Here is a 25,171-nt window from a genome sequence, read left to right as displayed (position 1 = left end):
TCATGCGTCCCTACTGTTCAGGCGGTGGGCGGCCAGGGCGAGCGCGAGCACGGCGTAACCGCACAGCACCGCCAGGCCGGCCCACGGCGCGAGCGGGTAGTAGCCCGCCGACGGCACGTAGTTGGCCAGGACCTGCGGGTAGGCCGGGATGCTCTGCTGGATCGCGAACCCGGCCGCCGGAGTCAGCCGCAGCAGCCACCGCGCGGCCTCGTCCGGCAGGATCGACGCGGTCGCCAGGAGATGCGGCACCACGACGACCACGACGGCGGCCGTGATCGCCGCCGTGCCGCGCCGGAACAGCGCGCCCAGCGCGAGCGCCAGGACCGCGGCGGCGGCCATCAGCAGTGCCACACCCGCCACCACCCGGACCTGCGTCAGCCAGGACACCGGCAGGACGATGTTGCCGTTGTCGCGCAGGATGCCCGTGCCCAGCGGCACCGTGACGGCGGTGGCCGCCAGACCGGCGGCGAAGGTCACCCCGGCGATCACGACGGCCTTGGCCGCCAGCGCCCGTCCACGCCGCGGGACCGCCAGCAGCGTGGTCCGGATGAGCCCGCGCCGGTACTCCGACGTGACGGACGTGACCGCCACGACGATCACCACGATGAGCGCGGTCACCACACCGGTCAGGGTGTTCTCGACGCTCTGCCCGTCGGTGGCCGGCGCGATGTCACCGACGCCGACCACGGTGTACGTGCCGCCGGACTGCCGGAAGCCACCCGGATGGTGGATCGCCCCGCCGGGCTCCCGGACGGCGCCGATGTCGTCGCCGCTCCACGCCTCGCCCGTGACGCGGCCCGACAGGCCGACCCGGTCGAAGACGGCGGTGGTCTCGGAGAAGCGGACCTGCTCGATGCTGCCGCCGAAGTCGGCCCGCTGCACGGTCAGGTCGCCGGGCGAGGCGGCGAACATCCCGATCTCGGCCGTGGCCGGCAGCCCGGCGAGCCGTGCCGTCCCCACCTTGGTCCACCGCTCGCCGTCGGCGGACTCGTACCCGGTGACGTCCTCGCCCGAGCGGACCAGCCGCAGCCAGCGCGGCGACGACGCCGACACTCCGCCCGGCCGGCCGGCCGTGTCGTGGGTGAAGTCGTCCTGCATCCGCACGCCGTGACCGCCCGTCGCCATGACGGCCGCGTACGTCGAGCCCTGCCGGACGCCGTCCTTGATGATGAGCCCGGCCTTGGCCCACGGCACGACCCGGTTCTCGACCCGCCGGACGCCCTGGACGAGGTCCGGCAGCCGTACCTGGCCCGTCATGGACGTGAGGCGGGCGGTGACGGAGCCGTCGCCGGTCAGCGTCCGATGGGCGAAGAAGAAGTGGTCGGTCACCGCCTCGCCGCCCGGTCCGACCGGCGGGGCGGGGCAGGCGTCGTCGGGACCGCCGCACGACGTGTGGCTGCCGGTCGCCGTCATCAGCCCGAGCAGCACGGTGACCAGGGCGGCGGCGGCCATGCCGGCCACCCAGCCGCGGACCGTGCGGAACTTCGTCCATTCGGCCAGCACCGCCCGCCCGAACCCGCCACCCCGAGCGGAGTCTCTGCCCGCCCTCATCGCGCCGCTCCCGCGACCTGCCGGAGAGCCTGTCGCGGCGCTCACCGCGTCGCTTCCGCGACCTGCCGGGGAGTGTGTGCCCGCGCTCATCGCGCGGCTCCGCCGGCCGACGCGCGGAACTCGACCGCGTCGCGGGTCAGCTCCATGTACGCCTCCTCCAGCGTCGCCCGGTGCGCCGACACCTCCGAGAACGGCACCCCGCCGGCGTTGAGCAGTCCCACGACGCGCTCGGCCGGCACCCCCGAGACCGTCACCGTGTCCTGGCCGGACACGGCCACGACGGCGCCCGCCCCGGCCAGCACCGTCATCGCCGCGGTCCGGTCGGAGGTGCGCAGCGTGACCCGGCCGTGGGAGGCGGCGCCGACCAGATCGGCCACGGCGGCGTCCGCCACCACCCGGCCACGGCCCACCACCACCACGTGCCCGGCGGTGTCCTCCAGCTCGCTCATCAGATGGCTCGACACCAGCACGGCCCGGCCCTCGCCGGCCAGCGAGCGCAGCAGCCCCCTGATCCAGACCATGCCCTCGGGGTCCAGCCCGTTGAACGGCTCGTCCAGCATCAGCGTCGGCGGGTCGCCCAGCAGCGCCGCCGCGATGCCCAGCCGCTGGCGCATCCCGAGCGAGTACCCGCCGGCCCTGCGCCGCGCCGCCGGACCCAGCCCGACCAGGTCGATCACCTCGTCCACCCGCCGGGCGCCCAGCCCCTGCGAGTGGGCCAGCCACAGCAGGTGGTGGCGGCCGGTGCGGCTCGGCTGCAACGCGCCCGCGTCCAGCAGCGCGCCGACGTGCCGCAGCGGCTCACGCAGGCTCCGGTACGGCCGGCCGCCGACCAGCGCGCTGCCCTCGTCGGCGGCGTCCAGACCGAGCACCACCCGCATGGTGGTGGACTTGCCCGCGCCGTTGGGGCCGACGAACCCGGTGACCCGTCCCGGTGACACGGTGAACGTCATGCCGTCCAGCGCCAGGGTCGTGCCGTACCGCTTGCGCAGGCCGGCGACCTCGATGATGGTTTCCATGGCACCGCAGGCTAGGCGGCGGCGCCGGGCGGGCGCGTCACGCGGGGGAGCCATCATCACCGGTGTGGCATCCCTCGATCGAGGGATGCCACGAACCTGGACGACCAGGACAATGACCAGGGTGGACGGAACGCATGACCAGCCGAAGCGACTCCCCCGGCCGGGAGCCGCGGCCCCGCCGGGCGCCGCCGCCTCGCCGGACGCCGCGGCCTCACCCGCCGTGAACGGACCGGACGCGGACCGGCCGGACGGTGGCCGCGTGGTCGAGGACCGGTCCGCGGCACGGGGGTCGTGGGCAGGGCGGTCGTGGGTAGCGTGGTTGTGGGCAGGGCGGTCGTGGGGGGAGCGTCTCAGCGGGCCGTACGGGCCGGTCGTGGTGGGGGCGTTCCTGATGACCGGGGCGCTGGTGGAGTCGACGGCACACGCCGTGAGCCCGGCGCTCGCGCTGACCACCGACCGGCCGCTGTTCCTCATCGTGTACGGGCTGCTGGCCCTGGCCACGACGCTGCCGGTGGTGGCGCTGCGGGGGCAGCCGGTGGCGGCCGGGCTGGCCGTCTCGGCGGCGGGCGTGCTGTCCCTGACGGCGTTCCAGACCATGACCGTCGCGGGCGCGGTCGCCCAGCTCCTCACCGGTTACCGCCTCGGCCGGGCGGCGCCGCGGCTCGTGGCGGTCGCGCCGGCGGTGCCGTTCCCGCTGCTGGCGCTGATGGGCCAGGCCCAGGGCGAGGCGCGGCTGCTCACGCTGGTGCTGGCCTCTCTGGCACCGGCCGCGGCGCTGGCCGGCATCGCGCGGCGGGCACGCGGCGAGGCGCGTGAGAGCGCGGCGGCCCGCCAGGTCGCCACCGAAGGGCTGCTGGAGCACGTGGCGCGGGGCGAGCGGGCCCGCATCGCCCGCGACCTGCACGACGTGGTGGCCCACCACATCTCGATGGTGGCCGTGCAGGCCGAGACGGCCCGGCTGGCCACACCCGGCATGCCTCCCGCGGGCGCGGAGCGGCTGACGGCCATCGGCGACACCGCCCGCGCCGCGCTGACCGAGATGAGGCGCCTGCTCGGCGTGCTGCGGGAGGACGCGGGCGCCGCCCCGGGGGTTCGCAGTCCGCAGCCCGGCCTGGGGCTGGGCGAGCTGAACGAGCTGCTCGACGCGGCCCGCGACGCCTCCGGAACGGGGACGCGCCTGATCCTGCGGGGCCGTCCCGTCCGGCTGGATCCGGGTGTGGAGCTGACGGCGTACCGGATCGTCCAGGAGGCGCTCACCAACGCCCGCCGGCACGCGCCGGGGGCCGCCGTGGACGTCGAGCTGCACTACACGGGCGAGGTGCTGCGGGTCCGGGTCCGCGACAACGGGCCCGGACCGGCACACCATCCCCCGCCGCCGAATGTCGGGCACGGCGCGCCGACCGGCCAGGGACCGAGCGGGCACGGACCCGGCGGGCATGGGCCGGCTCGTCATGGGCCGGCCGGGCATGGGCTCGCCGGGCATGGGCTCGCCGGGATGCGGGAGCGGGCGGCGGCCGTGGGCGGGCGGCTCACGACCGGGCCCGCGCCCGGCGGCGGCTTCCTCATCGAAGCCACTCTCCCCGGCGCGGCCCCGGACCCGGGCGAGCCTCGAGGAGGCGTGGGCAGGCGGGCGGGGACAGGTGCCGGCGTGGTGGTCGGGAACTGGGGTGCGGGCGGATGACGGATGCCGGCCTCTCCCCCGCCGTGCGCGTCGTCGTCGCCGACGACCATCTCGTCGTCCGCACCGGGTTCGCCGAACTGCTCGCCACCCAGCCGGACTTCGAGGTGGTCGGGACCGCCGCCGACGGCGCCCAGGCCGTGCGGCTGTGCCGTGACCTGCGCCCCGACGTGGTTCTCATGGACGTCCGGATGCCGGGCATGGACGGCATCGAGGCCACCCGCCGCCTGGCCGCGGCCCCCGGTGAAGGGCCGCGGGTGCTGATCCTGACGACGTTCGACCTGGACGAGTACGTCTACGACGCGCTGCGCGCCGGGGCCAGCGGGTTCCTGCTGAAGGACGTCACCGCCGAGCGGCTGTTCGACGCGGTCCGGGTGATCGCCGCGGGCGAGGCGCTGCTGGCCCCGGCGGTGACCCGGCGGCTGATCGGCGAGTTCGCCCGGCTCCAGCAGGGGCCCGACGCCGGGTCGGCGGCGGTGCTGGCCACGCTCACGCCGCGCGAGACGCAGGTGCTGCGGCTCATCGCCGAGGGCCTGTCGAACCCGGAGATCGCCGCCCGGCTGACCGTCACGGAGGAGACGGTGAAGACGCACGTGAGCCGGGTCCTCGGCAAGCTCGGGCTGCGCGACCGGACGCAGGCGGTGGTCGCCGCGTACGAGACGGGCCTGGTGGTCCCGGGGGCGCGGTCACGTCCCCAGGGAAGTGGTTGATCGGCGCCCCAGCCCCGGGAAGAGCACGGCGGCGACGGCCAGGTGCAGAAGGACCAGCGTCAGTGTCGCGGCCGGGCCCACGGCGCCGCCGAGCGGCCCGAGAAGGGAGACGATCAGCACGACCAGGGCCGTGATCGTCCAGAGGCGGCCGGGCCTGGCCGAGAACCGCTCCAGGGCGGCCAGCAGCGCCCAGCCCGCCAGACCGGCCAGCAGGCTCGCCAGGGCGATGGTCACCGGGCCGACCGTCTGGGTGACGCCGCCCTGCCGCACCGTCAGCACGACGCCGGCCAGAGGTACCGCCAGGCACCACACGGCCAGGGCGGCGGCGGGTGCGCCGATCACGGTGACAAGGAGTCTCTTGGTGAAGGTGTTCACGCCGTTCAGCGTGGCCGGGGGTGCCGTGCCGCCGCATCGGGCCCGCGGTCGCGCCATGTCCTTCTCCGGAGGGGAGCGCCTCCTCCTTTGGTAGGTGCCGGCGGTGCCGTACCGGGGGCTAGCCTGACCCGATGACCGAGCGCCGGCTCCACAGAATTGTCACTGCGGCGATCGTGGTCGCCGGGATCGGCGGACTCGCGGCCTTGACGCTCCGGGGGCAGGCCGGCACGTCCTCGGCCATGCACGTTCTGGACATCGCGGTCGCGGCCGTGAGCGTGGCCGCGGCGGTCGCCCAGCTGTGGTGGCCGATGGCCGGCGCGCTGGTCGCCACCCTCCTCGCGGTCGCCTCGCCGGTGGCCACCCCGGCGGCGACCCTGGGGGCGTTGCAGGTGGCCCAATGCCGGCGCTTGCCCGTCGCGGGCGCGGTGGCGGCGGCCGGCGTCGCGATGCACCTGGCGCAGGGGCTGTGGCGGCCGAACACCGGCATCTCCCTCGGCTGGTGGCTGCTGCTGATCTCCGCCGCGTACGGCGCGATGCTCGGCTGGGGCGCCCTGGCCCGTTCCCGCCGCGCGTTGCTGATCTCGCTGCGCCAGCGAGCCCGCCGTGCCGAGGCCGAGCAGGGCAGGCGGGTGGCCGAGGCGCGGATGGCCGAGCGCCGCAAGCTCGCCGGGGAGATGCACGACGTGCTGGCCCATCGACTGTCTCTGGTGGCCACCCACGCCGGCGCGCTGGAGTACCGCCCGGACTCCTCGCCGGAGCAGCTCGCCCGTGCCGCCGGGGTGGTTCGGGCGGGAGTCCACCAGGCGCTGGAGGAACTGCGCCAGGTGATCAACCTGCTGCGCGAGGACGGCGAGGGGGAGGACGGCGGCCCGGAGCCTCAACCCACGCTGGCCGACCTGCCGCGCCTGGTCACCGAGGCACGCGAGGCCGGAGAACAGGTCCGGCTGCGCGATGAGGTCGCCGATGCCCCCGCCCTCCCGGCCGCCACCGGCCGGACCGCCTACCGCGTCGTGCAGGAAGCGCTGACCAACGCCCGCAAGCACGCCGCCGGACAGCCGGTCGAGGTGCTGCTGCGGGGCGGTCCCGGGGCGCGGTTGCTGATCGACGTTCACAACCCGATGCCCGAGGCCGGTGCGGCGCCGACCTCTCCGGGCAGCGGCACGGGTCTGGTCGGGCTGACCGAACGCGTACGGCTGGCCGGGGGGCGGCTGGACCACCAGGTCGTCGACGGGCGGTTCCGGCTGCGGGCCTCGTTACCATGGCCTGCGTGATCCGCGTTCTCCTGGTGGACGACGACGCCCTGGTCCGTGCCGGGCTGTCCATGATGCTGGACGGCGCCGCCGGCATCACCGTAGTCGGCGAGGCCGCCGACGGCCGGGAGGCCGTCGCGGCGACCGACGCCCACGCCCCCGACGTCGTCCTGATGGACCTGCGGATGCCGCACGTGAACGGCATCACCGCCACCCGCCGTTTACGCGAGCGCGCCCGCCCGCCGGAGGTGATCGTGCTGACCACCTTCGACACCGACGAGAACATCCTGCACGCGCTGCGCGCCGGCGCCAGCGGCTTCCTGCTCAAGGACACCCCGCCCGCGCAGATCGTGGAGGCGGTCACGCGGGTCGCCGGGGGCGATCCGATCCTGTCCCCGCGGATCACCCGCAGGCTGATGGACCGCACCATCACGCAGGCCGGAGCCTACGAGCAGGCCCGCGCCGCGCTGGCCGCGCTCACTCCACGCGAGTTGGAGGTGGCCCTCGCGATCGCACACGGCCGGACGAACGCGGAGATCGCCGCCGAGCTGTTCATGGGCATCACCACGGTGAAGGCCCACGTCTCCAGCATGCTCACCAAGCTCGGCCTGGACAACCGCACGCAGATCGCCCTGCTCGCGCACGACGCCGGCCTGGCCTGACGCGCTCACCCCGCGCCGGCCATGCCGACGCGCTGGGGACCGCCCTGACTCAGGTCACCGCCGCGCCGAAGCCGCCCGTCCGGCACCCTCAGCCGGAGGGGCACGCACTCAGCCGAGCGCGATCGACCGGAGCGCGTCCTCGAAGACGTCGACGGTGGCGGCGACGTCGGCCTCGGTGTGCGCGGTGGACAGGAACCACAGCCCCCGCGGCACCATGTTGACCCCGCGGTCGAGCAGCGCGGCGTGCAGGCGGCCCATCATGGCGCGGTCGGTCCTGGCGAAGTCACGATAGTCGCGCACCGCGGGCCGGTCCGTGAAGTACGTCTGGAAGACCGGGCCCGGCCCGTCCACCAGCATCGGGACTCCCACCTTGGCGGCGGCCTCGCGCAGGCCCGTCATGAGCTGCCGGCCCCGGGCGTGAAGGGTGCCGTAGACCTCCTCGCGCTGCTCGTCCAGGATGCGCAGGGTGGCCTCGGCGGCGGCGATGCCGACGGGCTGCGAGTTGAACGTCCCCGCGTGCGCGACCTTGCCCGAGGAGATGGCGTCCATCACGAACGCCCGCCCGGCCAGCGCGGACACCTGCATGCCGCCCGCCATCGCCTTGCCGAAGACCGACAGGTCGGGGCTGACGCCGAGGTACTCCTGGGCGCCCCCGGGGGCGAGCCGGAAGCCGGTGATGATCTCGTCGAAGATCAGCAGGCTGCCGTGACGGTCGCACAGCTCGCGCACCGCCTGGAGGTAGCCGGGGTCCGGCTCGATGGCGCCGGTGTTGCAGAGCACCGGCTCGGTGACGACGGCGGCGATCTGCCCCGCGTGCAGGTCCATGAGCCGGGTCAGCGACTCCAGGTCGTTCCAGGGACAGATCACCAGGTCGGCGGCGGGCGGCTGGCCCGCGGTCCCGGGCACGGCGCGGGGCCGGTCGTGCGGCCCGGCGTCGTCCAGGGGCGGGTGCACGCTGTAGAGGACCGGGTCGAGCCAGCCGTGGTAGTGGCCCTCGAACTTGAGGATCTTGGGGCGTCCCGTGAAACCCCGCGCCAGCCGCCAGGCGGCGTGTACGGCCTCGGAGCCGACGGTGTTGAAGCGGACGCGCTCGGCCGAGGGCACCATCGCGCACAGCCGCTCGGCGACGCGGGCCTCGGCCGCGTGCTGGGCGGAGTACACGATGCCGCGGGCCACCTGCGCGGTGACGGCGTCGACCACCGCGGGCGGGCAGTGGCCGAGCAGCGCCGGGCCCTGGCCGAGCACGTAGTCGAGGTAGACGTTGCCGTCGACGTCCCAGAGCCTGGCTCCCGACGCCCTGTCCACGTAGAGCGGCACGCCCGCGGTCCGGCGGGCGTCGCTGGAGACGCCGCCGGCGATGTAGTGCTGGGCGGTGGTGTAGAGGTCGCGGCTGACGTCCAGAATCCGGGTCATGCCGACCATCAAACGGTGCCAGATCGCCCGGCGACAAGAAAGACAGCAAGAAGCGGGTCGTAAGCGCAAATTTCGATGCTTGTGGAGGTCGTGGGCCCTTGATGGGCTTACGGACATGTTTCTTGGACGCATTCGGCGTACCCCCTCCAGCCCGGTCGAGCTGGTGGCCCGGCGCGCGCCCGGCGAGCTGGTGAGCCTGGCCGGCCTCGCGCCAGAGCTCGACCCGGCGCCCGGCCCGGCGCCCAGCCGGGAGCTCGGAGCGGACCCGGTGGCCGCCCTGGACCTGTTCGGGCTCGACCGCCTGAGCGAGCTGGCGGCCGGCCGCGGCGGCCCCCTCCTGGACGAGAGCGCGGTGCTCTTCGAGCCGCCCGTGGCCACCTGCACGAAGATCTGCTGCCTGGCGCTGAACTACCAGGAGCACGCGGACGAGAGCGGGCTGGAGGTTCCGCCGGAGCCGGTGCTGTTCTTCAAGCCGCCGTCCGCGCTCGTGGGCCACAACCACCCGGTGCTCCCCCCGGCCCGCACCCGCCATCTGGAGCACGAGGTGGAGCTGGCCGTGGTCATCGGCAAGGTGACCAGGGACCTGCCGGCCGAGCGGTGGCGCGAGGCCGTCGCCGGGTACACGGTGATCAACGACATGACGGCGCGCGACCTGCAACTGGCCAACATCGCCCGCAACGTGCCCTGGGACCAGTCCAAGGGCTTCGACACCTTCGCGCCCGTGGGCCCGTACCTGGCGACGGTGGACGAGGTGCCCGACCCGCAGGCGCTGGAGCTCACCCTGGAGGTGGACGGCCAGGTCAGGCAGCGGGCCAACACCAGGCAGATGGTCTTCGGCCTGCCCCGGCTCATCGCCGACCTGTCCGACGGGATGACCCTGATGCCGGGCGACCTCATCGCGACCGGCACCATCGCCGGCATCGCCCCGCTCAAGGACGGCGACACCATGCGCGCCACCGTGGAGGGAATCGGCACACTGATAAATACGGTCAAATTCCGGTCAGCCTAAAATGGGGGCATGACATACGCTATGGCCGCCCTGGTGGACATCGACGACTTCATGGTCTCGGAGCAGGTCCGAGGGCGGCCATGGGCACAGCGCCAGCTCCGGCACGCCGACCAGGCGGTGCGCGCCGCCGCCCGGGGCCGTCCGGGGGCGACCTGCCACCCCCGGCCGCCCGAGGAGTGGCTCGTCATGCTGACCGGGGCCGATCCCGCCACGCTGATGTCCGACGCGGCCGCGCTGGCGGAGGACGTCCGCGCCGCGATCGTCCGGGAGACCGAGTGGACCGCCACCGTCAGCCTGGGCTTCCCCAGCGTGGGCTCGGTCGCGGCCGAGCGGGACGCCCGGCGGGTCAACGGCTACAAGCTCGTGCTCGGCGGCGACCGGGTGATCGAGCCGCCGTCCGCCGGCCCGGTGGCCGCCGCACCTCCCGTGCGGATAGAGCGGGAGCTGACCAGGCGTGTGCGCGCGGGCGACCGCAACGGCGCGGCGGGGCTGCTGGCGAGCTGGGTCGACAGGTGCGCCCGCGACGCCGACCCCGAGACGCTGCGCAACTGGCTGATCGGCCAGTTGCTGTTCGTCGTGGACGTGGCCAACCGCGCCACGCTGGCCGACGGCTCGACCGACTGGGTCATGACGTGCGCCCGGCTGCCCATCGAGGACATCGTCACGGTCGGCGACATCCACGAGCGCTCCTACCTGCACATGTGGCTGCGTGACACGCTCGGGCGGCTGGTGCCCGAGCCGCCGCGCAGGGACGTGCTCGCGCTGGCGGAGGCGTACATGGACGAGCACTACACCGATCCGGAGCTGCGCCTGGCGACGGTGGCGGAGGCGGTCAGCGCGAGCCCGTTCTACATCTCGCACCTGTTCGCGGAGAAGCGCAGGACGACGTTCCTGCGCCACCTGACGGGGCTGCGCCTGCGGCACGCGCGCCGGCTGCTGTCCACCTCCGGCCTGCCGGTGGACGTGATCGCCACGCGCACCGGCTACCCGACCGCGAAAGCGCTGCGTGGCGCGTTCCGGCGGCACGTCGGCTGCTCCCCCACGGAATACCGCAGGGCCGGGTTCCGGCCCGACCGTGACAGGCCCGACCGTGACCACGCCTGACCGTGACCAGGCCCGATCGTGACCAGGATGGTGCTGATGGACTTGGCGATAGACGGCGGACAGACGGGCCTGCGGCTCGGCCTGGCCGAGCGGGGCAGGATCAAGGAGATCCGCGAGCTGCCCGGCCTGTCGTACGCGGAGGGCTCCCCGGTCAAGGCCGTGCTGGAGCGCATCGGGACGGGATGGGGCGAGCTCGGCACCGTCTGCCTCGGGCTGACCACGATCCTCGACGACGCCGGCGAGCTGGCCGGCCACCTGCTCCGCATCGCCCGCCGCGTGCTGATCACCACCGATGTGGTCACCTCGCACGCGGGCGCGTTCGCGGGCGGCAAGGGCGTGGTGCTGGCCGCGGGCACCGGAGCCATCGCCCTGGGCGTGGGGGACGGCATCCGGCAGGTGGACGGCTGGGGCTACCTCTACGGCGACGCGGGCAGCGGCTTCTGGATCGGCCGCCGCGGCCTCGACGCCGCCTACCGGGGCTTCGACGGTCGCGCGGAGCCCGGCCCGCTAACCGAGCGCGCGCAGGACGTGTTCGGCGACCTGGCGGGACTGCCCGAGCGCCTCTACCTCGCCCCGGACGCGGTGGCGCGCATCGCGCGCTTCGCCGTCCACGTCCTGGAGCTCGCGGAAGACCGTACGGCCCGCGCCATCGCCGAGGAGGCGGCCCGCGAGCTGGCGGGCACGGTGGCGGCGGCGGCCCGCTGCTTCCCGGAGGGCGCGGCGGTGCCCGTCGCGTGGACCGGCCGCCTGCTGCGCGACGCGGGGCTGCGCGCCGGCTTCGAGACGGAGCTGACCCGGCTGCTTCCCCGGGCGGCGCTCCGGCCCCCCGCGGGGGACAGCCTCGCGGGCGCCGCCCTGCTGGCCGCCTCAGCCGTACCCGGCCACTACCAGACGATGATCAGAACGGCGGAACGATGAGAGTGGGTCACGGCACCACCGATCTGCCCGTGCCGGACGGCACGCCGATGGGCGGTTACCTCGACCGGCCAGGGCCGTCAGCGGGCCTGGCCGATCCGCTGACCGTGAGCGCGGTGACCTGGTCGGACGGCGAGCGGCGGTTCGCGCTGGCCACCGCCGACGTCATCTGCGTCAACGAGGACCTGGCCAGGCGGGCCAGGTCGGCGGCCGGATGCGAGCTGTGGCTGGCGGCGAGCCACACCCACTCCGGGCCCGAGACCGGCTGCGTGCCGGGCGGCGGGCCGACGCCCGAGCCGTGGCTCGACCGGATCACCGAGGCGGTCCGCACGGCCGTACGGCGGGCGATCGACGGGGAGAGGCCGTGCGAGGGCACGGTGCACCGCGGCGAGCTGCACGGCGTCGGCGCCGACCGGAGCAGGCCACGGGCGCCGGCCGTGGTGCCGCTGGACCTGGTCGCCGTGCGCGACGGCGGGCTCGCCGGGGTTCTGGTGGTGCTTCCCGTGCACCCCACCGTGCTGCCCGCGACGAGCCGCCTGGTCAGCGCCGACCTCGTCGGAGCCGTACGCAGGAGTCTGCGGGAGCGGCTCGGCGGGAAAGGCTGGGTGACGGGCGCCACCGGCGCGGGCGGCGGCATCAGCCCCCGCCACACCAGGCGCGGCCAGGACGCGGCGGAGCTGGAGCGCCTGGGCGCGCTCGTCGCGGACCGGTGCGCCGAGCTGCTGGCCGGTCCGGGGACCCCGCTCTGGGGAGCCGGACCGGCCGGCGGGCGGATCTCCTGGGCCACGCGGCGCCTGACGCTCGAACCCGCCGCCACGACGGCCGACGAGGGCGCGCTGACCGCCGGGTACGAGCGGGCCGTGGCGTCGGGCGATCCGGTCGCCACGCGCCTGGCCCGCAGCCGGCTCGAAGGGGTGCGCGCCCGGACCTCGCCACCCGCCCGCACGGGCGTGGACGTGAACGTCGCCCGCCTGGGCGTGCTCGCCCTCGCCGGGCTGCCCGGCGAGCCGTTCCTCGCCGTCGCCGGGCGCATCGCCGGGCGCGACGCCGGGCGCGTCCCCGACGGTCCAGGCGAGCCCACCGTGGTCCTGGGCTACGTCAACGGCTATCCCGGATACCTGCCGACCGCCGGCGCCTACCGGCGCGCCGAGTACGAGGTGCTGGCCAGCCACGTGGCCGCGGGCAGCGCCGAGCTCATCGCCGACACCGCACGACACCTGCTGGAGGAAGTGTGATCGACCAGGGCGCGTACGCGCTGATCGCCCGATCGGCCGTGGACCGGCTGCTCACCGCGGAGCGCGACGCGATCGAACGAGCCGGCGCGCTCGTCCACGCCGCGTTGCGGGCGGGCGGGGTGCTCCAGGCGTTCGGCACCGGCCATTCGAGGTCCGTCGCCCTCGAACTCACCGGCCGGGCGGGCGGCCTGGTGCCGGCCAACCAGCTCGGCATCCGCGACCTCGCCTACTACGGCGACGCCTCACCGCGGGACATCCTCGACCCGAAGATCGAGCGCGAGCCCGGCCTGGCCGCGCGCGTCTGGGCGCTGGCCGACATCCGGCCCGAGGACATCTTCGTGATCATCTCGAACTCCGGCGGCAACGCGGCGATCGTCGAGATGGCCCGCCTCGCCGTACGGCACGGGCACCAGGTGATCGCCATCACCTCCCGCGCGCACACCGCCGAGGTGGCCGTCGAGGAGCGGCTGGCGGACCTGGCCCAGGTGGTCATCGACAACGGCGCGCCGTACGGCGACGCCGCGATGCCGCTGCCGGGCGGCGGCACGGCCTGCGGCGTCTCGACCCTCACCGGCGTGCTGGCCGCGCAGCTCCTGGTCGCCGACGTCGCCGGCCGCTTCGTCGCCGCCGGGGAGCCGCCGCCCGTCTTCCGGTCGGCCAACACCCCGGGCGGGGACGCGCACAACGACCGGCTGCTGGAGAGGTACGGCTCCCGCGTGCGCCTCGGCGACGCCTAACCCCGCACGAGCCGGTACGGCTGGCGGGGCCGGCCGGCCTGGGTGCCCTTGACCGGGGGCAGCGGCCAGGCCAGCCCCTCCTCCGCGAGGCTCTGCAGGACCCTGCGGGCGCTGCGCGGGGACAGCGACAGCACCTCGGCCACGATCTCGGCGTCGACCACCATCGTGTCGCCGTCGTCGAGGCTCTCCACCAGGCGGTCGAGCAGTTTGGCCGCCTTGGTGGCGACGACGGGCCCGCTCTCCTGCGGCCTGCGCCGGCGTACCGGCAGCGACAGCACGGTGCCGTCCGCCCCGACCAGGTACGCGGCGGCGGCCCCCGCCTGGCGCGCCTTCTCGACGGCCGCCAGCGCGTTGGCGTCGGCGTCGCGAGCGGTGCTGCCGAGCCCGATGCCCACCTCGACGGCCACCCCGGCGTCGGAGTGGATCCGGTCCATGAACGGCGCCACCCTGAACCCGTCGGTGGCCTGGCCGAGGGCGCCGACGGTGGCGGTGACCACGTAGCCGTTCTCGTCCCGGGGCACGACGGTGGCGCCCATCAGCCGCGCGTCGGCGAGCAGCGAGCGGTGCAGGGACAGCTTCAGCTCCTGCTGCCAGTAGTTGCCCGGCCCGGAGTAGGCGGGCTTGGCGGAGGCGGCCAGCTCGACGACCACGATGGCGATCTGCGCGTCCTCCAGCCTGCTGCCGGTGCCGAGCAGGGCGGCGGTGTTGAGCGCGAGGCGCAACGTGTGGGAGGTCGGCAGCAGGCGCAGCACGGGCACCCCGGCGGCGGTCAGCCGGTTGGAGACGCTCCTTATCGTGGTGAGCGCCGCGGTGGTCTCCCCCTGGCGGTAGAGCTGCTCGTGGAAGGCGCTGAAGCCGCGCGCCGACTCCGGCCGGTCGTACTCGGACAGGTGCACGCCGCCGGTGCTCACCCCGATCTCGGCGTACGCCTCGTCCACGTCCGCGGCGGGCAGCGAGTCGATGCTCACCCGGGCAGGGTCGATGCCGTGGGTGAGCACCCCGCGCAGCAGGCTGGCGTACAGGCTGGCGCCGCTCATCGGCACGAACGTGGCGGGGATGGGCAGCTCGCCCGCCTTCCTGGCCAGGTCGTGCTGGAGCGGCCCGGTGAACAGCACCACGTCGATGCTGTCGGCGATCTTCGAGAACTTCTCGAAGGTCTCCTGCTCCTCGGCGTGCGGGGCGCCGACCAGCCGCCAGTCGGTCGCGGCCGGGAGCTCGGCGCCGATCATCATGATCTGCTCGACGAGATCGTGCGGTCCCACGACCCCGATCGCCACCCGTGACCGCGTTTCGGAACGCAGCCGATCCATGATCTTGATCACCCCAGTCCGGATCTCCACTGCAGCAAGCGGGTCATCGTCGCACCGAGCACCGCGGCCTGGTCCCCCTCCGCAAGACCACTGAAGATTACCCTCCCCAGCGATATCCGAAGATCGATGAAGGGGAAGTCGGACCCGTAGACCACCCGGCCGGTCCCGACCTCCCGCACCATCCTGGCGATGTCGGGACCGGTGTTGTAGGACCCGCACACCTCCAGGATCACCCCTGGACGCCGCTGCGCCACCTCGATGGCCCGCTCGAAACCGAGCGGGGTGGCGCCCGCGTGCCCCGCGATGATCACCGCGTCGGGGTGCTCCGCCGCGACGGCGTCCACCTGGTCCAGGTCGTTGTACGGGGAGCCGTCGTAGGTGTGGGTGAGCACCGGGCAGCCGGTGCGCTGCGCGAACTCCCACACGCCGGCGTAGCGCCTGCCGGTGAGCGGGTAGTCGTGCAGGTCGGGGTGGAGCTTGATGCCGCCGAAGCGCGGGTCGTCGCCCCACCTGGCCAGCTCGCCCGCGGGATCCTGCCAGGGGTTGACCGTCAGGTATCCGGTGAAACGGCCCGGCGCGCGGTCCACCGCCTCGGCGGTCGCGGCGTTCCCCGCCGCCGCGTCGAGCTGGATCGCCAGGTGGCTGGAGAGGACCGCGTGGGCCACTCCGCACCTGTCCATCACCCTGACCATCGCCTCGGGGGTCGGCTCGGGGATGAAGAACAGGCTGTAGGGGCCGGTGTGCGCGTGCGCGTCGACGATCCGGACGCCGCTCTGCGGGCGCCGCCGCCACAGCGCGGTGGTGATCGCGTTCACGCCGCCCCCACGGGCAGCAGCCCCAGCAGGGTGCCGGCGGCGATCGCCGCCACGGCCCCGTCGTCGAGCTCCGCCCACAGCAGGCGGGTGACCGCCTCGGCGGGGTCCCTGAGCGGCGCCCCGGTGCCGAAGACGAGGCGGCGCTCGCCGTACCTCTCGACGAGCCATTCGAGGCCGCAGTGCGAGGACAGGTTGGCCAGCCCCAGGTACACGTTGCCGGTGCGCGACAGCACCCCCGCCACCTGCCTGAGCTGGCGGTAGCCGAGCGCGCCGACCACGATCCGCAGCTCCGGGTGCGCGGCGGCGACGGACTCCACGGCGGGCCACGCGGTCTGGGCCGCGTCCACGAGCAGCGGCAGCCCGGCCTCGGCGATCGCGCCGAGCATGGTCGCGCAGTCGGCGCCCGCGAGGTCGTAGCCGTGGTCGGCGGGGTAGGCGCGGACGGCGCACACCCCGCCCTCCAGCGCGGCGCTCACGAACTCGGCCGGGGTGCCGGTCTCCCCGCAGGTGTCGGGCAGCATCACCCAGCAGGGACGCAGCCGGGGCTGCCCGGCGACCAGGCCGAGCAGCTCCCTGTTGCCCGTCGCCGGGTCGTGCAGCCACGACAGGGTGTGGCTGACCACGGCCTCGGCGATGCCGAAGCGGTCCATCCTGTCCAGCGCCTCCGTGATCGAGCCCGTGCCCGTGTCCCTGCGGGGGTGGCGGCCGAGCATCGCGTCAGCGTCGATCAGCATGAACCGTCCAATCGTCGGGGACGGAGGGTGGCTCGTCCCGGTAGGGGAAGATGCCGACGGTGAACCTGCCGTCGGCGCGCCTCAGGCCGAGCGAGTGGATCTCGCCGTACTCGGCGGTCCTGGTGGCGGGGTCGGGGATCCTGGCCGGGCCCGTCCCGTACAGCACCTCGTCGGGCGGCTCCAGGGGGACCACGAGGATTCCCGGGCCGCGGGTGCCCGCGAACCCGCCGTCCCGCTCCGTCCACGGTGACAGGCCGTGGATCTGCCAGACCGCACCGGCGCCGAACCCGTCGGCGTCGATCCGGTCGGTGACGACCCAGTACGGGGCGTCGCCCTTGACGAAGACGATCTCGCGATCGTGCCGCGCGCCGTAGCCGTGGTGGTGCCCGGCGAAGACGTCGGCCCGCGCGGAGACGGAGAACCGGTCGCAGGCGGCGCGGCGGTCCTCGGTGTACTCCTCGCCCGGCACGAGCAACGTGTTGTGCGCCCTGGTCGCCTGGTACCAGTCGTGGTAGCCGGGGTCGTCGTAGGACGGCGGGCCGCCCCCCTCCCAGGCCAGCGGCACGCCCCAGCCCGTCAGCACGAAGTCGAGCGCCGCGTGGTGGCTGTGCGGTTCGAGCTCGTGGCCGACGTACGGGCCGTAGTTGACGACGGTGTGGAAGTCGCCGTGGCGGAAGGTCGCGTAGCCGCTGGCCTCCAGGTTGTGGGAGCCCTCGACCGGCTCGACGCCCTCGGGCCAGATCAGGCCGCTGTCCTGCAGGTGCGGCACCCAGCCGCCGGAGGTCGTCAGCACGCTCAGCCAGTGGTACATGGCCCGGCGGCGCGGGTGGGCGGCCAGCGAGGGCTCGACGGCCACGGCCCGTTCCAGGTTGTCCAGGCACATGAGGTGGTAGCTGGGCGAGCGCTCGTGGTGGCCGCCGTCGGGGCGCACGTCCCGGTCGAGATGCTCCAGGATGCGGGCCATGGCGACCTCGGCCCACCGCCCCGCCTCGGGGAGGTCGGCGAAGACCCTGGCGGTGTGCAGCAGCTCGCACGCGGCGACGAACTGCCAGTTGCCGTGGCGGAACGCGTCGTGCTCCTCCGCGGTCCACCTGGCGCCGCCGACGACCGTCTTCATCATCCGCAGCCAGCACCCGTCGCTCAGCGCCGGCTCGCCCGCGAAGACGGCCAGCGCCTCGGTGACGTACATGGCGCGGGCGCGGACGCCGAGGGAGTACCAGATCACGTCGAGCCCCGGCCAGTCGCCCTTGACCCGGTCGCGGTCGTCGTACCACTGGCGGAACAGCCGGTCCCACTCGGCGGCGTAGCGGGGGTCCCCGGTCTCGGCGTAGGCCGTGATCAGCGGGGACATCCAGCGCAGGTAGTGGAAGCCGTACAGCAGCGAGCGGCCGTGGCCCCTGTCCAGGAAGTCGACCTCGACGCCGAGCAGGGCGTCCGCCCCTTCCGCGCCCAGGGCCGCCGGGGCCGGCCGCCGCCACCGCCAGGCCCTGGCCTCGGCGACGCCGCCCGTCCCGAGCGCGTCGAGGAGCGCCTCGTCGGTGATGTGCCGCATGCGCGTGGGGTGCACGTGCGGCGCCTTCTCCACCGACATCACAGCCGCACCGGCCGTCCGGTACGGGCTGATTCGTGCGCCGCGGCGAGCACGGCCGTCACGTCCCGTGAGCTCTCCACGCTGACCAGCGGCTCGGCGCCGGTGCGGGCGCAGTCCACGAAGTGGTGGATGGCGTCGCGGTAGGCCCCCGCGGGGATGCCGTGCACGACCCGCTGGAGCATGTTGCGCGGGTAGGAGTAGGACTTCTCGGTGGCGAGCTGGATGTTCTCCTTCTGCCGGTCGAGCTGGATGACGCCGGACTCGCCGGCCACGGTGACGTAGCTGTCGACCATGGTCGGGAAGGTGTTCGGGTAGATCCAGGCCGACTCGAAGGTGGCGACGGCGCCCCGGCTGAAGCGGGCCTGGATCTGCATCGCGTCGGGGGTGTCGATGCCCATGCCGCGCAGCCTGCCGTGGCGGGCGGTGGCGAACACCTCCGCCACGCGGTCGTCGTAGAGCCAGGTGACCAGGTCGATGTCGTGGCTGGACAGGAACCAGGCGCAGGTCGTCCGGTCGGCCCAGCCGATCATCTCGGTGGGCACGTGGATGGTGTCGTTCTTGCGGGCGTAGCCCACGACCGGCTCGCCGATCAGCTCCATCTGCTGCTTGGCCTGCGCGTACGCGGGCACCCAGCGGTGGTTGAACAGGCACATCGCGGTGACGCCGGCCTGCCGGATCGCGGCCACGGAGCGGTCCGCGTCCTCGACCGTGGTCGTGAAGGGCTTCTCGACCAGGATGTGCACGCCGGCCTCCGCCGCCGCCACCATCACGTCCGCGTGCAGGTGGTCGGGGGTGGTGATCGACACGGCGTCGACCGTGCCGGAGGCGAGCAGCTCCCGGTAGCCGGGGTAGACGGCCGCGTGGGGTGCGGCGTCGAGGGCGCGGCGGGCGACGGCGGTGATCTCGGCGTCCGGGTGGGCGGACAGGACCTCGGCGTGGCCGCGCCCCATGATCCCGGCGCCGACGATCCCGACTCTGAGCTTAGGCAAGTGCGTCATCCCATTGCTTCTCTGCTGCGTCGAGCGCCTCCTTGGCGCTCTTGGATCCCTGGAGGAAGGCCCTGACCGCCTCGGCCAGCGACTCCGCCAGCTCGCCGTCCTTGGAGGTGCCCAGCGGGACGTACTCCAGCTTCGGCAGGCCCGCGACGATCACCCGCCGGGCCACGGCCATCGGGTCGTCGCCGCCGGTGCCGGCGAAGAAGGCGTCCTTGGTGGAGGAGACCGTCGAGGGGTAGATCGGCACCAGCTTGCAGAAGGCGAGCTGGTTGGCGCCGTTGGTGAAGAACTTGACGAACTCGGCCGCCGCCCGCTGGTGCTTCGACGCCTTGGGGATGGCCACGGTCTGCTGGGCGAGCAGCAGGTATCCGCCGGTCTTCGTCTGGACGGGCTCGGTGACGACCAGGTCCTCGTAGACGTCGGGGGCGTTCTTCTGGATGTTGACCAGCGTCGCCGCCGTCGCGCTCGCCCCCATCGCGAGCTGGCCGTTCTCCAGGGTCTGCGGGTAGTTCCTGACGTCCTTGGAGACCGTTCCCGGCGCGAGGCCGTGCTTGTCGTAGCTCTTCTTGAACGACTCCAGCAGCTCGGCGACCTCGGGGGTGTTGAACGCCGCCTTCTTCTTGTCGGCGCTCAGCAGCTCGACGCCGTAGTAGCGCAGCACGGCGGCCGCGTTGGGGCCGGGGACGTCGTTGCTGCCGTAGACCTTGGTCTCGGCGTAGACCTTGTCGGCCAGCTCCAGGGCCTCGGCGTAGGACTTCGGCGGGGCCTGCTCGTCGAAGCCGGCCTTGCTGACGACGGACCTGCGGTAGATGCCCACGGGCGTGCCGCCGTTGTACCAGGGCACGGCGTACAGCTTGCCCGACACGCGGAGCGGCTCGATCAGGTTCGGCTGGAAGTCGGCCAGGTCGGCGGGCTTGAACAGCCCGTCGAGCGGGGCCAGCGACGGGGCGAACCTGCCGAGGTCGGACGAGGCGAGGTTGACCGCGTCGGGGACGTCGCCGCTGGCGACCGCCCCGAGCAGCTTGGTGGCGATGTCCTGCCCGGGCACGTCGACCCACTTGACGGTGACCTTGGGGTGGTCCTTCTGGTACTGGGCGATCAGCCCGTCGACGTAGGCGCCGAAGTTCTTCTTCAGGTTGATCGTCCAGAACTCGACCTCGCCCTCGAACGGCTGGTCGTCCACCGCGGTGGACGTGCCGCCCGACGTTCCGGCGACGCAACCGGACGACATGAGAGCCAGCGCCAGCGCGCCCGCCCCTAAGGTTCTTCTCCTCGACACCGGGACCCTCCTGACAACTTATGGCCGTCCCTAATCATTCTTTTCGGCACCTTGTCATCCGAGAGCTGGGACGTCAAGAGGGGCATTTGTGTGCTCTTGACGGTCCAGAGGGGCGTATATAGGCTGCGGTCCAAATTCCGGCCAACTCTTATCGAGACTCTGGACGTCACTATTAAACGGCGAAGGATGTGAGGCCGGTGGCCACCAGCCGGATCCCGGGGCAGCGCTGGTACACGCCGTACCTCTTCCCGTTGCCGGCCCTGATCCTGTTCGGGGTCTTCTTCGCCTGGCCGGCCGTCACCGCGCTCCAGCTCTCCTTCACCGACTACGACGGGGTCAGCCCGCCCGTCCTGACCGGGCTGGACAACTTCGGCAGGATCCTCGGCGACGCCCGGTTCTGGACCGCCCTGCGCAACTCGCTGGTGTTCCTCGCCGGGCTCTTCCCGCTGCTCGTGGTGCTCCCGCTGCCGCTGGCCGTGCTGGTCAACCAGAAGCTGCCCGGCATCAGGACGTTCAGGATGCTCTACTACCTGCCGGTCGTGACCTCGATGGTCGCGGTCGCGGTGGCCTGGAACTACGTCTTCCACCAGCAGGGCGTCGTCAACTGGCTGCTCACCGGCTTCGGCGTCCTGGACGAGCCGATCCAGTACCTCCTCGACCCCGTCTGGGCGCTGCCCGCGCTGATCCTGGTCGAGGGCTGGAAGAACATGGGCGTCTACATGATGGTCTACCTGGCGGGCCTCCAGACGATCCCGTCGGACCTCTACGAGGCCGCCAAGATCGACGGCGCCAACGGCTGGCACCGGATGCGGCGCATCACCGTCCCGCTCATGGTCCCCTACATCGCGGTCACCATCACGATGGCCATGCTCGACGCGATGCAGGCGTTCACCACCGTCTTCGTGATGACCAAGGGCGGCCCGCAGGACGCCACCCTGATGCTCGGCTACTACATCTGGTCCGAGGCGTTCGAGAAGTACGACATGGGCTACGCCAGCGCCGTCGGCCTCGTCCTGTGGGTGCTGCTGATCGTGATGGCCCTGCTCAACTACCGGCTCACCAGCGGAAAGAAGGACGAGCGTTGACCCGGAGGCTCGGCTGGTGGACGCGGCGCGTCGGCATGTACGTGCTGCTCACGGCGATCGCGCTGGTGTTCGTCGGCCCGTTCCTCATCCTGCTGTCGGCGGCGTTGAAGCCGTCGGGCCAGGCCGTCTTCTCCTTCCCGCCGGACATCATCCCCCGGCCGCCCGTGCTCACCTGGGCCAAGGAGGCGTGGACGGCCATCCCGTTCCCGCGCTACCTCCTCAACTCGATCCTCCTCGTGGCCGTGATGGTGCCGGTCTACATCCTCGTGTCGGCCCTGTGCGCGTACCCGCTGGCGCAGATGGTCTTCCGCGGCCGGAGCCTGATCTTCTTCGCGATCCTCGCCACCATGTTCATGCCCGGCGAGGTCATGCTGCTGCCGAGATTCCTGGTGGTCTCCCAGATCGGGATGGCCGACAGCTACCTGGGAGTGATCCTGCCGGGCCTGCTGTCGGCGTTCGGGATCTTCCTGCTCCGGCAGACCTTCGCCGGGGTGCCGCGCGAAGTCGTGGACGCCGCCAGGACCGACGGCTGCCACGAGCTGCGCATCTTCTGGCACGTCATGCTGCCCGCCGCCCGCCCCACCCTGGCCATCCTCGGCGTCTTCGGCTTCATCTCGGTCTGGAACAGCTTCATCTGGCCGATGGTGGTGCTGAAGGACTCCTCCCTCTATCCCATCTCGCTGGGCATCGCCTACCTGGCCGGGATCACCGGCACGGACGTCCGCAGCCTGGCGGCGGGCACGATCATCTCGATCCTGCCCGTGGTCGTCTTCTTCATGATCATGCAACGCCACGTCCTGGAAGGCATGCGCGGCGCGGTCAAGAGCTGACGCCGCCTGCCGCTCGTGAAAGGGTCACACATGCTCACTCGCCGGCAATTCGGCCTCGGCGCGCTCTCCCTCGGGGCGCTGACCGCACTGCCCGGCACGGCCCGCGCCGCGGCCGGCCACGACTACACCTCGCGCGAGACGTTCGACCAGTTCGACAAGCTGTTCCACGAGAGCGGCGCCGTCGGTCAGCCCACCGACACCAACGAGGCCGGCGGCCTCGGCTGGGGCGCGTCCTACGTGCTGGCCGCCTACGTCAGGATGTACGAGGCCTACCGCGACACCGCCTACCTGGACCGGCTCATCCACAACGCCGACCTGGTGCTGGCGGGCCGCGACTCCGAGCGGGGCGTCACCGACTACCGCGGCCTGTCGCTGCCCGCCTGGCGCAGCATCGTCTACAGCGCCGGCGGTGTGAGCCTGCTCGACGCCGCCGGGCAGCCGCTCCTGGAGGTGCGCAGCGCGCTGGCCAACGTCAACGACGCCGTGGCCACCGTACGAGCGGGCTCCTCGGAGGGGCGTTTCACGCTGGAGGTGCGCAATCCGGTCAAGGCGAAGGTGTCCACCTTCACCGACCTGACGATGGACCCCGGCAGCCCCGACTACGCCGTGAAGCGGATCCTCGACGCCTACCCGTCGCCGACCATGGTGACGGCCAAGGACCTGCGGCCCTCGCCCGCGGGGGCCGCGACGCCGGCGCAGGGGGCGTTCAAGCTGGCGGCCGCGCCGGTGATCTTCGCGGTGCACACCGGCATGATCACCTACCCGCTCGCGTCGTTCGTCCGGATCGTCCGCCGCGACCCGCGCCTGCTCGCCGACGCCCGCTACCGCGCCAAGGCCGCCGAGTACCTGGAGGCGTGCCAGGCCGCCGCGGCCGCGCACGACCCCGAGTGGATGGCGGGCGGTTACTACATCTGGCCCAAGGGCATGCCCGTCCCCTACGACGGCGTCGAGCAGCCCATCAACCAGAGCGTCGCCCTCGGCCAGACCTACGCGGAGCTGGCGGCGGCGACCGGGGACTCGCACTTCCGCGACCGCACGCGCCGTCTGGCCGCGACGTTCGCCCGCGACCTCAAGGTCAACGACAAGGACGCCTACACCTGGCCGTACTGGCCCGGCTTCGGCAAGCTCTACAGCGGCTACACCAAGGCCGACGGCGTCTCCGAGTGGACCCCGTCCTACGGCTCGCCGCCCAAGGGCGCGCAGCAGGGCGAGGACCTCAGCCACGGCGGGATCGACATCGAGTTCGCCGCCGCCGCGCACCGATGGGGCCTCGGCTTCACCGGCAGGGACATGGTCCGCTTCGCCCGCTCCTACACCAGGAACATGGCCACCACCGACAACGGCGTCGCCACGACCTTCCTGAGGGTGGACGGCAGCGGCGGCCTGGCCCCCGCCGGCCAATATCTCCAGGCGCCGCGCTTCATGCCGGTCGCCCGGTGGGACGAGGCGCTGTTCCCGCACGCGCTGGCGGTCTACGCCGACCACGCCGTCGAGTCGCAGTACGGCTCCACCCTGCTCTCGGTCGCCTACCTCAACTGGCAGGGCCGCAGGTAGCCGGGCACGGAAGGGGCTCGCCGCGTGATCGACGGCGAGCCCGCCGGCCGTTCGCCGGTCAACCCATGCCGAGGCTCTGGGCGAAGGTCCGCACGTCGGAGATCACCCAGTACTCGGCTACCCTGCCGCCCTCGACGCGCAGGATGTCGTGCCCGCTGAACGCGACCCGCGTGCCCGCGGGCGCCGTGGCCCCGTCCAGACCGCCCCGATAGGACCCGGCGAACGTCCAGCGGGCGGCCACCGTGTCGCCGTCCACGATCGGACCGACGTCGAGGGTGACCGTGACGCCCGTGAACGGGGCGTGCCCCTGGGCGAGGACGGCGGCCAGCTCGGCCGCTCCCCGGACGTCGTGCCCGGGCCAGTGGCCGACGAAGCCGGGAGTGACGAGGTCGTGGGCCAGCGCGAAGTCCCCGGCCCACATGTCCAGCAGCCAGCGTTCGTACAGCTTCCTGATGCCGTCGTTCATGGATGACTCCCGGGATCGTCCTGGATGGCCGGTCCCCTCCTACCCTCCGGGGCCGGGGCGTGCGCCCGCGTGCCCGCCGTGTCGCAGAAAACCTGATTGCGGGGGGAACGCCCGTCCCGGCATCATCCCGGCATGGATCTCCTCGCCTCCCTGCCTGCCTTCGCCGTCGCCGTCGTGCTCATCTCGGCCTCGCCGGGCCCCGCGATGGCCCTCATCCTGCGCCGAGCCGCGGTGCGGGGGCTCTCCGGCGCGGTCCCCACGGTGCTCGGCCTCGAAGCAGGGCTCTACGTCTGGGCGCTGTGCGCCGCCGCCGGCCTGGCCGCCCTCGTCGCCGCCTCCGAGGTGGCCTTCGTCGTCCTGCGCGTGGTGGGCGCCGCCTTCCTGCTGTACCTCGGGGTGAAGTCCTGGCGGTCGGCCTGGCGCGGCCGCGCCACGACCGCCGCCACGGAGGAGGCGGAGGTGGAGGAGGAGCCCGTGGCGGCGTCCGGCCGCGGCGCCTGGTGGAAGGCGTTCGGGGAGGGCGCCGTCGTGATGCTGGCCAACCCGAAGGCCGCCGCCTTCATGATCGCCTTCTATCCCCAGTTCGTCCCGGCCGACCGGCCGCTCCTCACCACCACCGCCCTGCTGGCCCTGCTCCAGGTGGCCATGGAGACGGTCCTCTACCTCTCGCTGGCGGCGGTCGTGGGCCGCGCGGGCGCGTGGTTCCGCCGCCCGGTCGTCCGCCGCCGCCTGGACGCGGTGAGCGGGACCGTGCTCGTGGCCCTCGGCCTGCGCGTCGCCATCGAGGGCCGCTGACCGGCCTTCCATAACTGTGGCTTCTGGTAGCCATCCCGAACATCTCTTGGACTTCTGACTCC

Annotated in this window: 24 protein-coding genes; 13 read left to right on the top strand and 11 right to left on the bottom strand. The window is 73.3% G+C overall.

The genetic code is table 11. The features are described from left to right. A complete protein-coding gene (locus tag MTP10_RS35520) occupies positions 1–1,551 on the bottom strand; it encodes an ABC transporter permease subunit (protein WP_310715343.1) in 1,551 nt (516 codons plus the stop codon). 86 nt (positions 1,552–1,637) lie between these two features. Continuing rightward, entirely contained in the window at positions 1,638–2,567 is a 930-nt protein-coding gene (locus MTP10_RS35515) for an ATP-binding cassette domain-containing protein (RefSeq protein ID WP_310715341.1), read from the bottom strand. Between the two features lie 121 nt (positions 2,568–2,688). Between MTP10_RS35515 and MTP10_RS35510 the strand changes: the two genes are divergently transcribed. Beyond that, positions 2,689–4,248: a sensor histidine kinase gene (locus MTP10_RS35510; RefSeq protein ID WP_310715338.1), complete on the top strand. Its 1,560-nt coding sequence runs from the start codon at positions 2,689–2,691 to the stop codon at positions 4,246–4,248. Further along, a complete protein-coding gene (locus MTP10_RS35505) occupies positions 4,245–4,955 on the top strand; it encodes a response regulator transcription factor (RefSeq protein WP_310715336.1) in 711 nt (236 codons plus the stop codon). Before MTP10_RS35510 ends, MTP10_RS35505 begins: the two co-directional genes overlap by 4 nt. On the opposite strand, the gene MTP10_RS35500 is transcribed toward MTP10_RS35505, so the two are convergent. Further along, a complete protein-coding gene (locus MTP10_RS35500) occupies positions 4,932–5,330 on the bottom strand; it encodes a DUF6069 family protein (protein ID WP_310715333.1) in 399 nt (132 codons plus the stop codon). The genes MTP10_RS35505 and MTP10_RS35500 overlap by 24 nt on opposite strands. A gap of 131 nt (positions 5,331–5,461) precedes the next feature. On the opposite strand from MTP10_RS35500, the gene MTP10_RS35495 reads away from it, so the two are divergent. Then, positions 5,462–6,601, top strand: a complete 1,140-nt coding sequence (locus MTP10_RS35495; RefSeq protein ID WP_310715332.1) for a histidine kinase — start codon at positions 5,462–5,464, stop codon at positions 6,599–6,601. Then, positions 6,589–7,242: a response regulator transcription factor gene (locus MTP10_RS35490; RefSeq protein ID WP_310715331.1), complete on the top strand. Its 654-nt coding sequence runs from the start codon at positions 6,589–6,591 to the stop codon at positions 7,240–7,242. The genes MTP10_RS35495 and MTP10_RS35490 overlap by 13 nt, the downstream gene beginning before the upstream one ends. Positions 7,243–7,350: 108 nt before the next feature. Here MTP10_RS35490 and MTP10_RS35485 read toward each other — a convergent pair whose 3' ends face one another. Then, positions 7,351–8,655, bottom strand: coding sequence for an aminotransferase class III-fold pyridoxal phosphate-dependent enzyme (locus MTP10_RS35485; RefSeq protein WP_310715330.1), 1,305 nt, complete (start codon positions 8,653–8,655; stop codon positions 7,351–7,353). Positions 8,656–8,770: 115 nt separating this feature from the next. On the opposite strand from MTP10_RS35485, the gene MTP10_RS35480 reads away from it, so the two are divergent. The 5 genes from MTP10_RS35480 to MTP10_RS35460 are packed head-to-tail and all read left to right on the top strand — an operon-like array spanning position 8,771 to position 13,655. Beyond that, on the top strand, positions 8,771–9,664 hold the full coding sequence (locus MTP10_RS35480; protein ID WP_310715328.1) for a fumarylacetoacetate hydrolase family protein: 894 nt from the start codon (positions 8,771–8,773) through the stop codon (positions 9,662–9,664). 9 nt (positions 9,665–9,673) lie between these two features. Beyond that, the gene (locus MTP10_RS35475) at positions 9,674–10,768 is read left to right on the top strand and encodes an AraC family transcriptional regulator (protein ID WP_310715326.1); all 1,095 of its coding nucleotides are present in this window, start codon (positions 9,674–9,676) and stop codon (positions 10,766–10,768) included. Positions 10,769–10,804: 36 nt separating this feature from the next. After that, positions 10,805–11,686, top strand: coding sequence for a BadF/BadG/BcrA/BcrD ATPase family protein (locus tag MTP10_RS35470; RefSeq protein WP_310715325.1), 882 nt, complete (start codon positions 10,805–10,807; stop codon positions 11,684–11,686). Then, positions 11,683–12,918, top strand: coding sequence for a hypothetical protein (locus MTP10_RS35465; protein ID WP_310715324.1), 1,236 nt, complete (start codon positions 11,683–11,685; stop codon positions 12,916–12,918). The genes MTP10_RS35470 and MTP10_RS35465 overlap by 4 nt, the downstream gene beginning before the upstream one ends. Beyond that, on the top strand, positions 12,915–13,655 hold the full coding sequence (locus MTP10_RS35460) for an SIS domain-containing protein (protein ID WP_310715323.1): 741 nt from the start codon (positions 12,915–12,917) through the stop codon (positions 13,653–13,655). The genes MTP10_RS35465 and MTP10_RS35460 overlap by 4 nt, the downstream gene beginning before the upstream one ends. Here MTP10_RS35460 and MTP10_RS35455 read toward each other — a convergent pair. From MTP10_RS35455 to MTP10_RS35430, 6 genes are read right to left on the bottom strand one after another with little or no spacing between them, the layout of a single operon-like run. Then, positions 13,652–14,965: a transcriptional regulator gene (locus tag MTP10_RS35455; RefSeq protein WP_310715321.1), complete on the bottom strand. Its 1,314-nt coding sequence runs from the start codon at positions 14,963–14,965 to the stop codon at positions 13,652–13,654. The two genes, MTP10_RS35460 and MTP10_RS35455, sit on opposite strands and share 4 nt — an antisense overlap. Positions 14,966–14,973: 8 nt before the next feature. Continuing rightward, complete coding sequence (locus MTP10_RS35450) at positions 14,974–15,780, bottom strand: amidohydrolase family protein (protein ID WP_310715320.1); 807 nt, start codon at positions 15,778–15,780, stop codon at positions 14,974–14,976. Next, positions 15,777–16,514 (bottom strand): amidohydrolase family protein, encoded by a 738-nt coding sequence (locus MTP10_RS35445; protein ID WP_310715319.1) that lies wholly within the window; start codon positions 16,512–16,514, stop codon positions 15,777–15,779. The genes MTP10_RS35450 and MTP10_RS35445 overlap by 4 nt, the downstream gene beginning before the upstream one ends. Then, on the bottom strand, positions 16,498–18,105 hold the full coding sequence (locus MTP10_RS35440) for a heparinase II/III family protein (RefSeq protein WP_310715318.1): 1,608 nt from the start codon (positions 18,103–18,105) through the stop codon (positions 16,498–16,500). The genes MTP10_RS35445 and MTP10_RS35440 overlap by 17 nt, the downstream gene beginning before the upstream one ends. Beyond that, positions 18,105–19,103, bottom strand: coding sequence for a Gfo/Idh/MocA family oxidoreductase (locus MTP10_RS35435; protein ID WP_310715315.1), 999 nt, complete (start codon positions 19,101–19,103; stop codon positions 18,105–18,107). The genes MTP10_RS35440 and MTP10_RS35435 overlap by 1 nt, the downstream gene beginning before the upstream one ends. After that, the gene (locus MTP10_RS35430; protein WP_310715314.1) at positions 19,087–20,379 is read right to left on the bottom strand and encodes an extracellular solute-binding protein; all 1,293 of its coding nucleotides are present in this window, start codon (positions 20,377–20,379) and stop codon (positions 19,087–19,089) included. Before MTP10_RS35430 ends, MTP10_RS35435 begins: the two co-directional genes overlap by 17 nt. A gap of 197 nt (positions 20,380–20,576) precedes the next feature. Here MTP10_RS35430 and MTP10_RS35425 point away from each other — a divergent pair, with 197 nt between their 5' ends. Genes MTP10_RS35425 through MTP10_RS35415 form a run of 3 tightly spaced genes read left to right on the top strand, consistent with a single transcriptional unit; the run spans position 20,577 to position 23,848 of the window. After that, a complete protein-coding gene (locus tag MTP10_RS35425) occupies positions 20,577–21,464 on the top strand; it encodes a sugar ABC transporter permease (protein ID WP_310715312.1) in 888 nt (295 codons plus the stop codon). Next, positions 21,461–22,294, top strand: coding sequence for a carbohydrate ABC transporter permease (locus MTP10_RS35420; protein ID WP_310715309.1), 834 nt, complete (start codon positions 21,461–21,463; stop codon positions 22,292–22,294). Before MTP10_RS35425 ends, MTP10_RS35420 begins: the two co-directional genes overlap by 4 nt. Before the next feature lie 30 nt (positions 22,295–22,324). Then, positions 22,325–23,848 (top strand): hypothetical protein, encoded by a 1,524-nt coding sequence (locus MTP10_RS35415; RefSeq protein WP_310715308.1) that lies wholly within the window; start codon positions 22,325–22,327, stop codon positions 23,846–23,848. 58 nt (positions 23,849–23,906) lie between these two features. On the opposite strand, the gene MTP10_RS35410 is transcribed toward MTP10_RS35415, so the two are convergent. Then, a complete protein-coding gene (locus tag MTP10_RS35410) occupies positions 23,907–24,314 on the bottom strand; it encodes an ester cyclase (protein ID WP_310715306.1) in 408 nt (135 codons plus the stop codon). A 132-nt stretch (positions 24,315–24,446) separates the two neighbouring features. On the opposite strand from MTP10_RS35410, the gene MTP10_RS35405 reads away from it, so the two are divergent. After that, entirely contained in the window at positions 24,447–25,109 is a 663-nt protein-coding gene (locus tag MTP10_RS35405; protein ID WP_310715304.1) for a LysE family translocator, read from the top strand. Positions 25,110–25,171 lie beyond the last annotated feature (62 nt).

It is taken from the genome of Nonomuraea sp. 3-1Str, from assembly GCF_031570565.1.
In the GTDB taxonomy this organism is placed as follows: domain Bacteria; phylum Actinomycetota; class Actinomycetes; order Streptosporangiales; family Streptosporangiaceae; genus Nonomuraea.
This window is presented reverse-complemented; position numbering and strand designations above follow the sequence as displayed.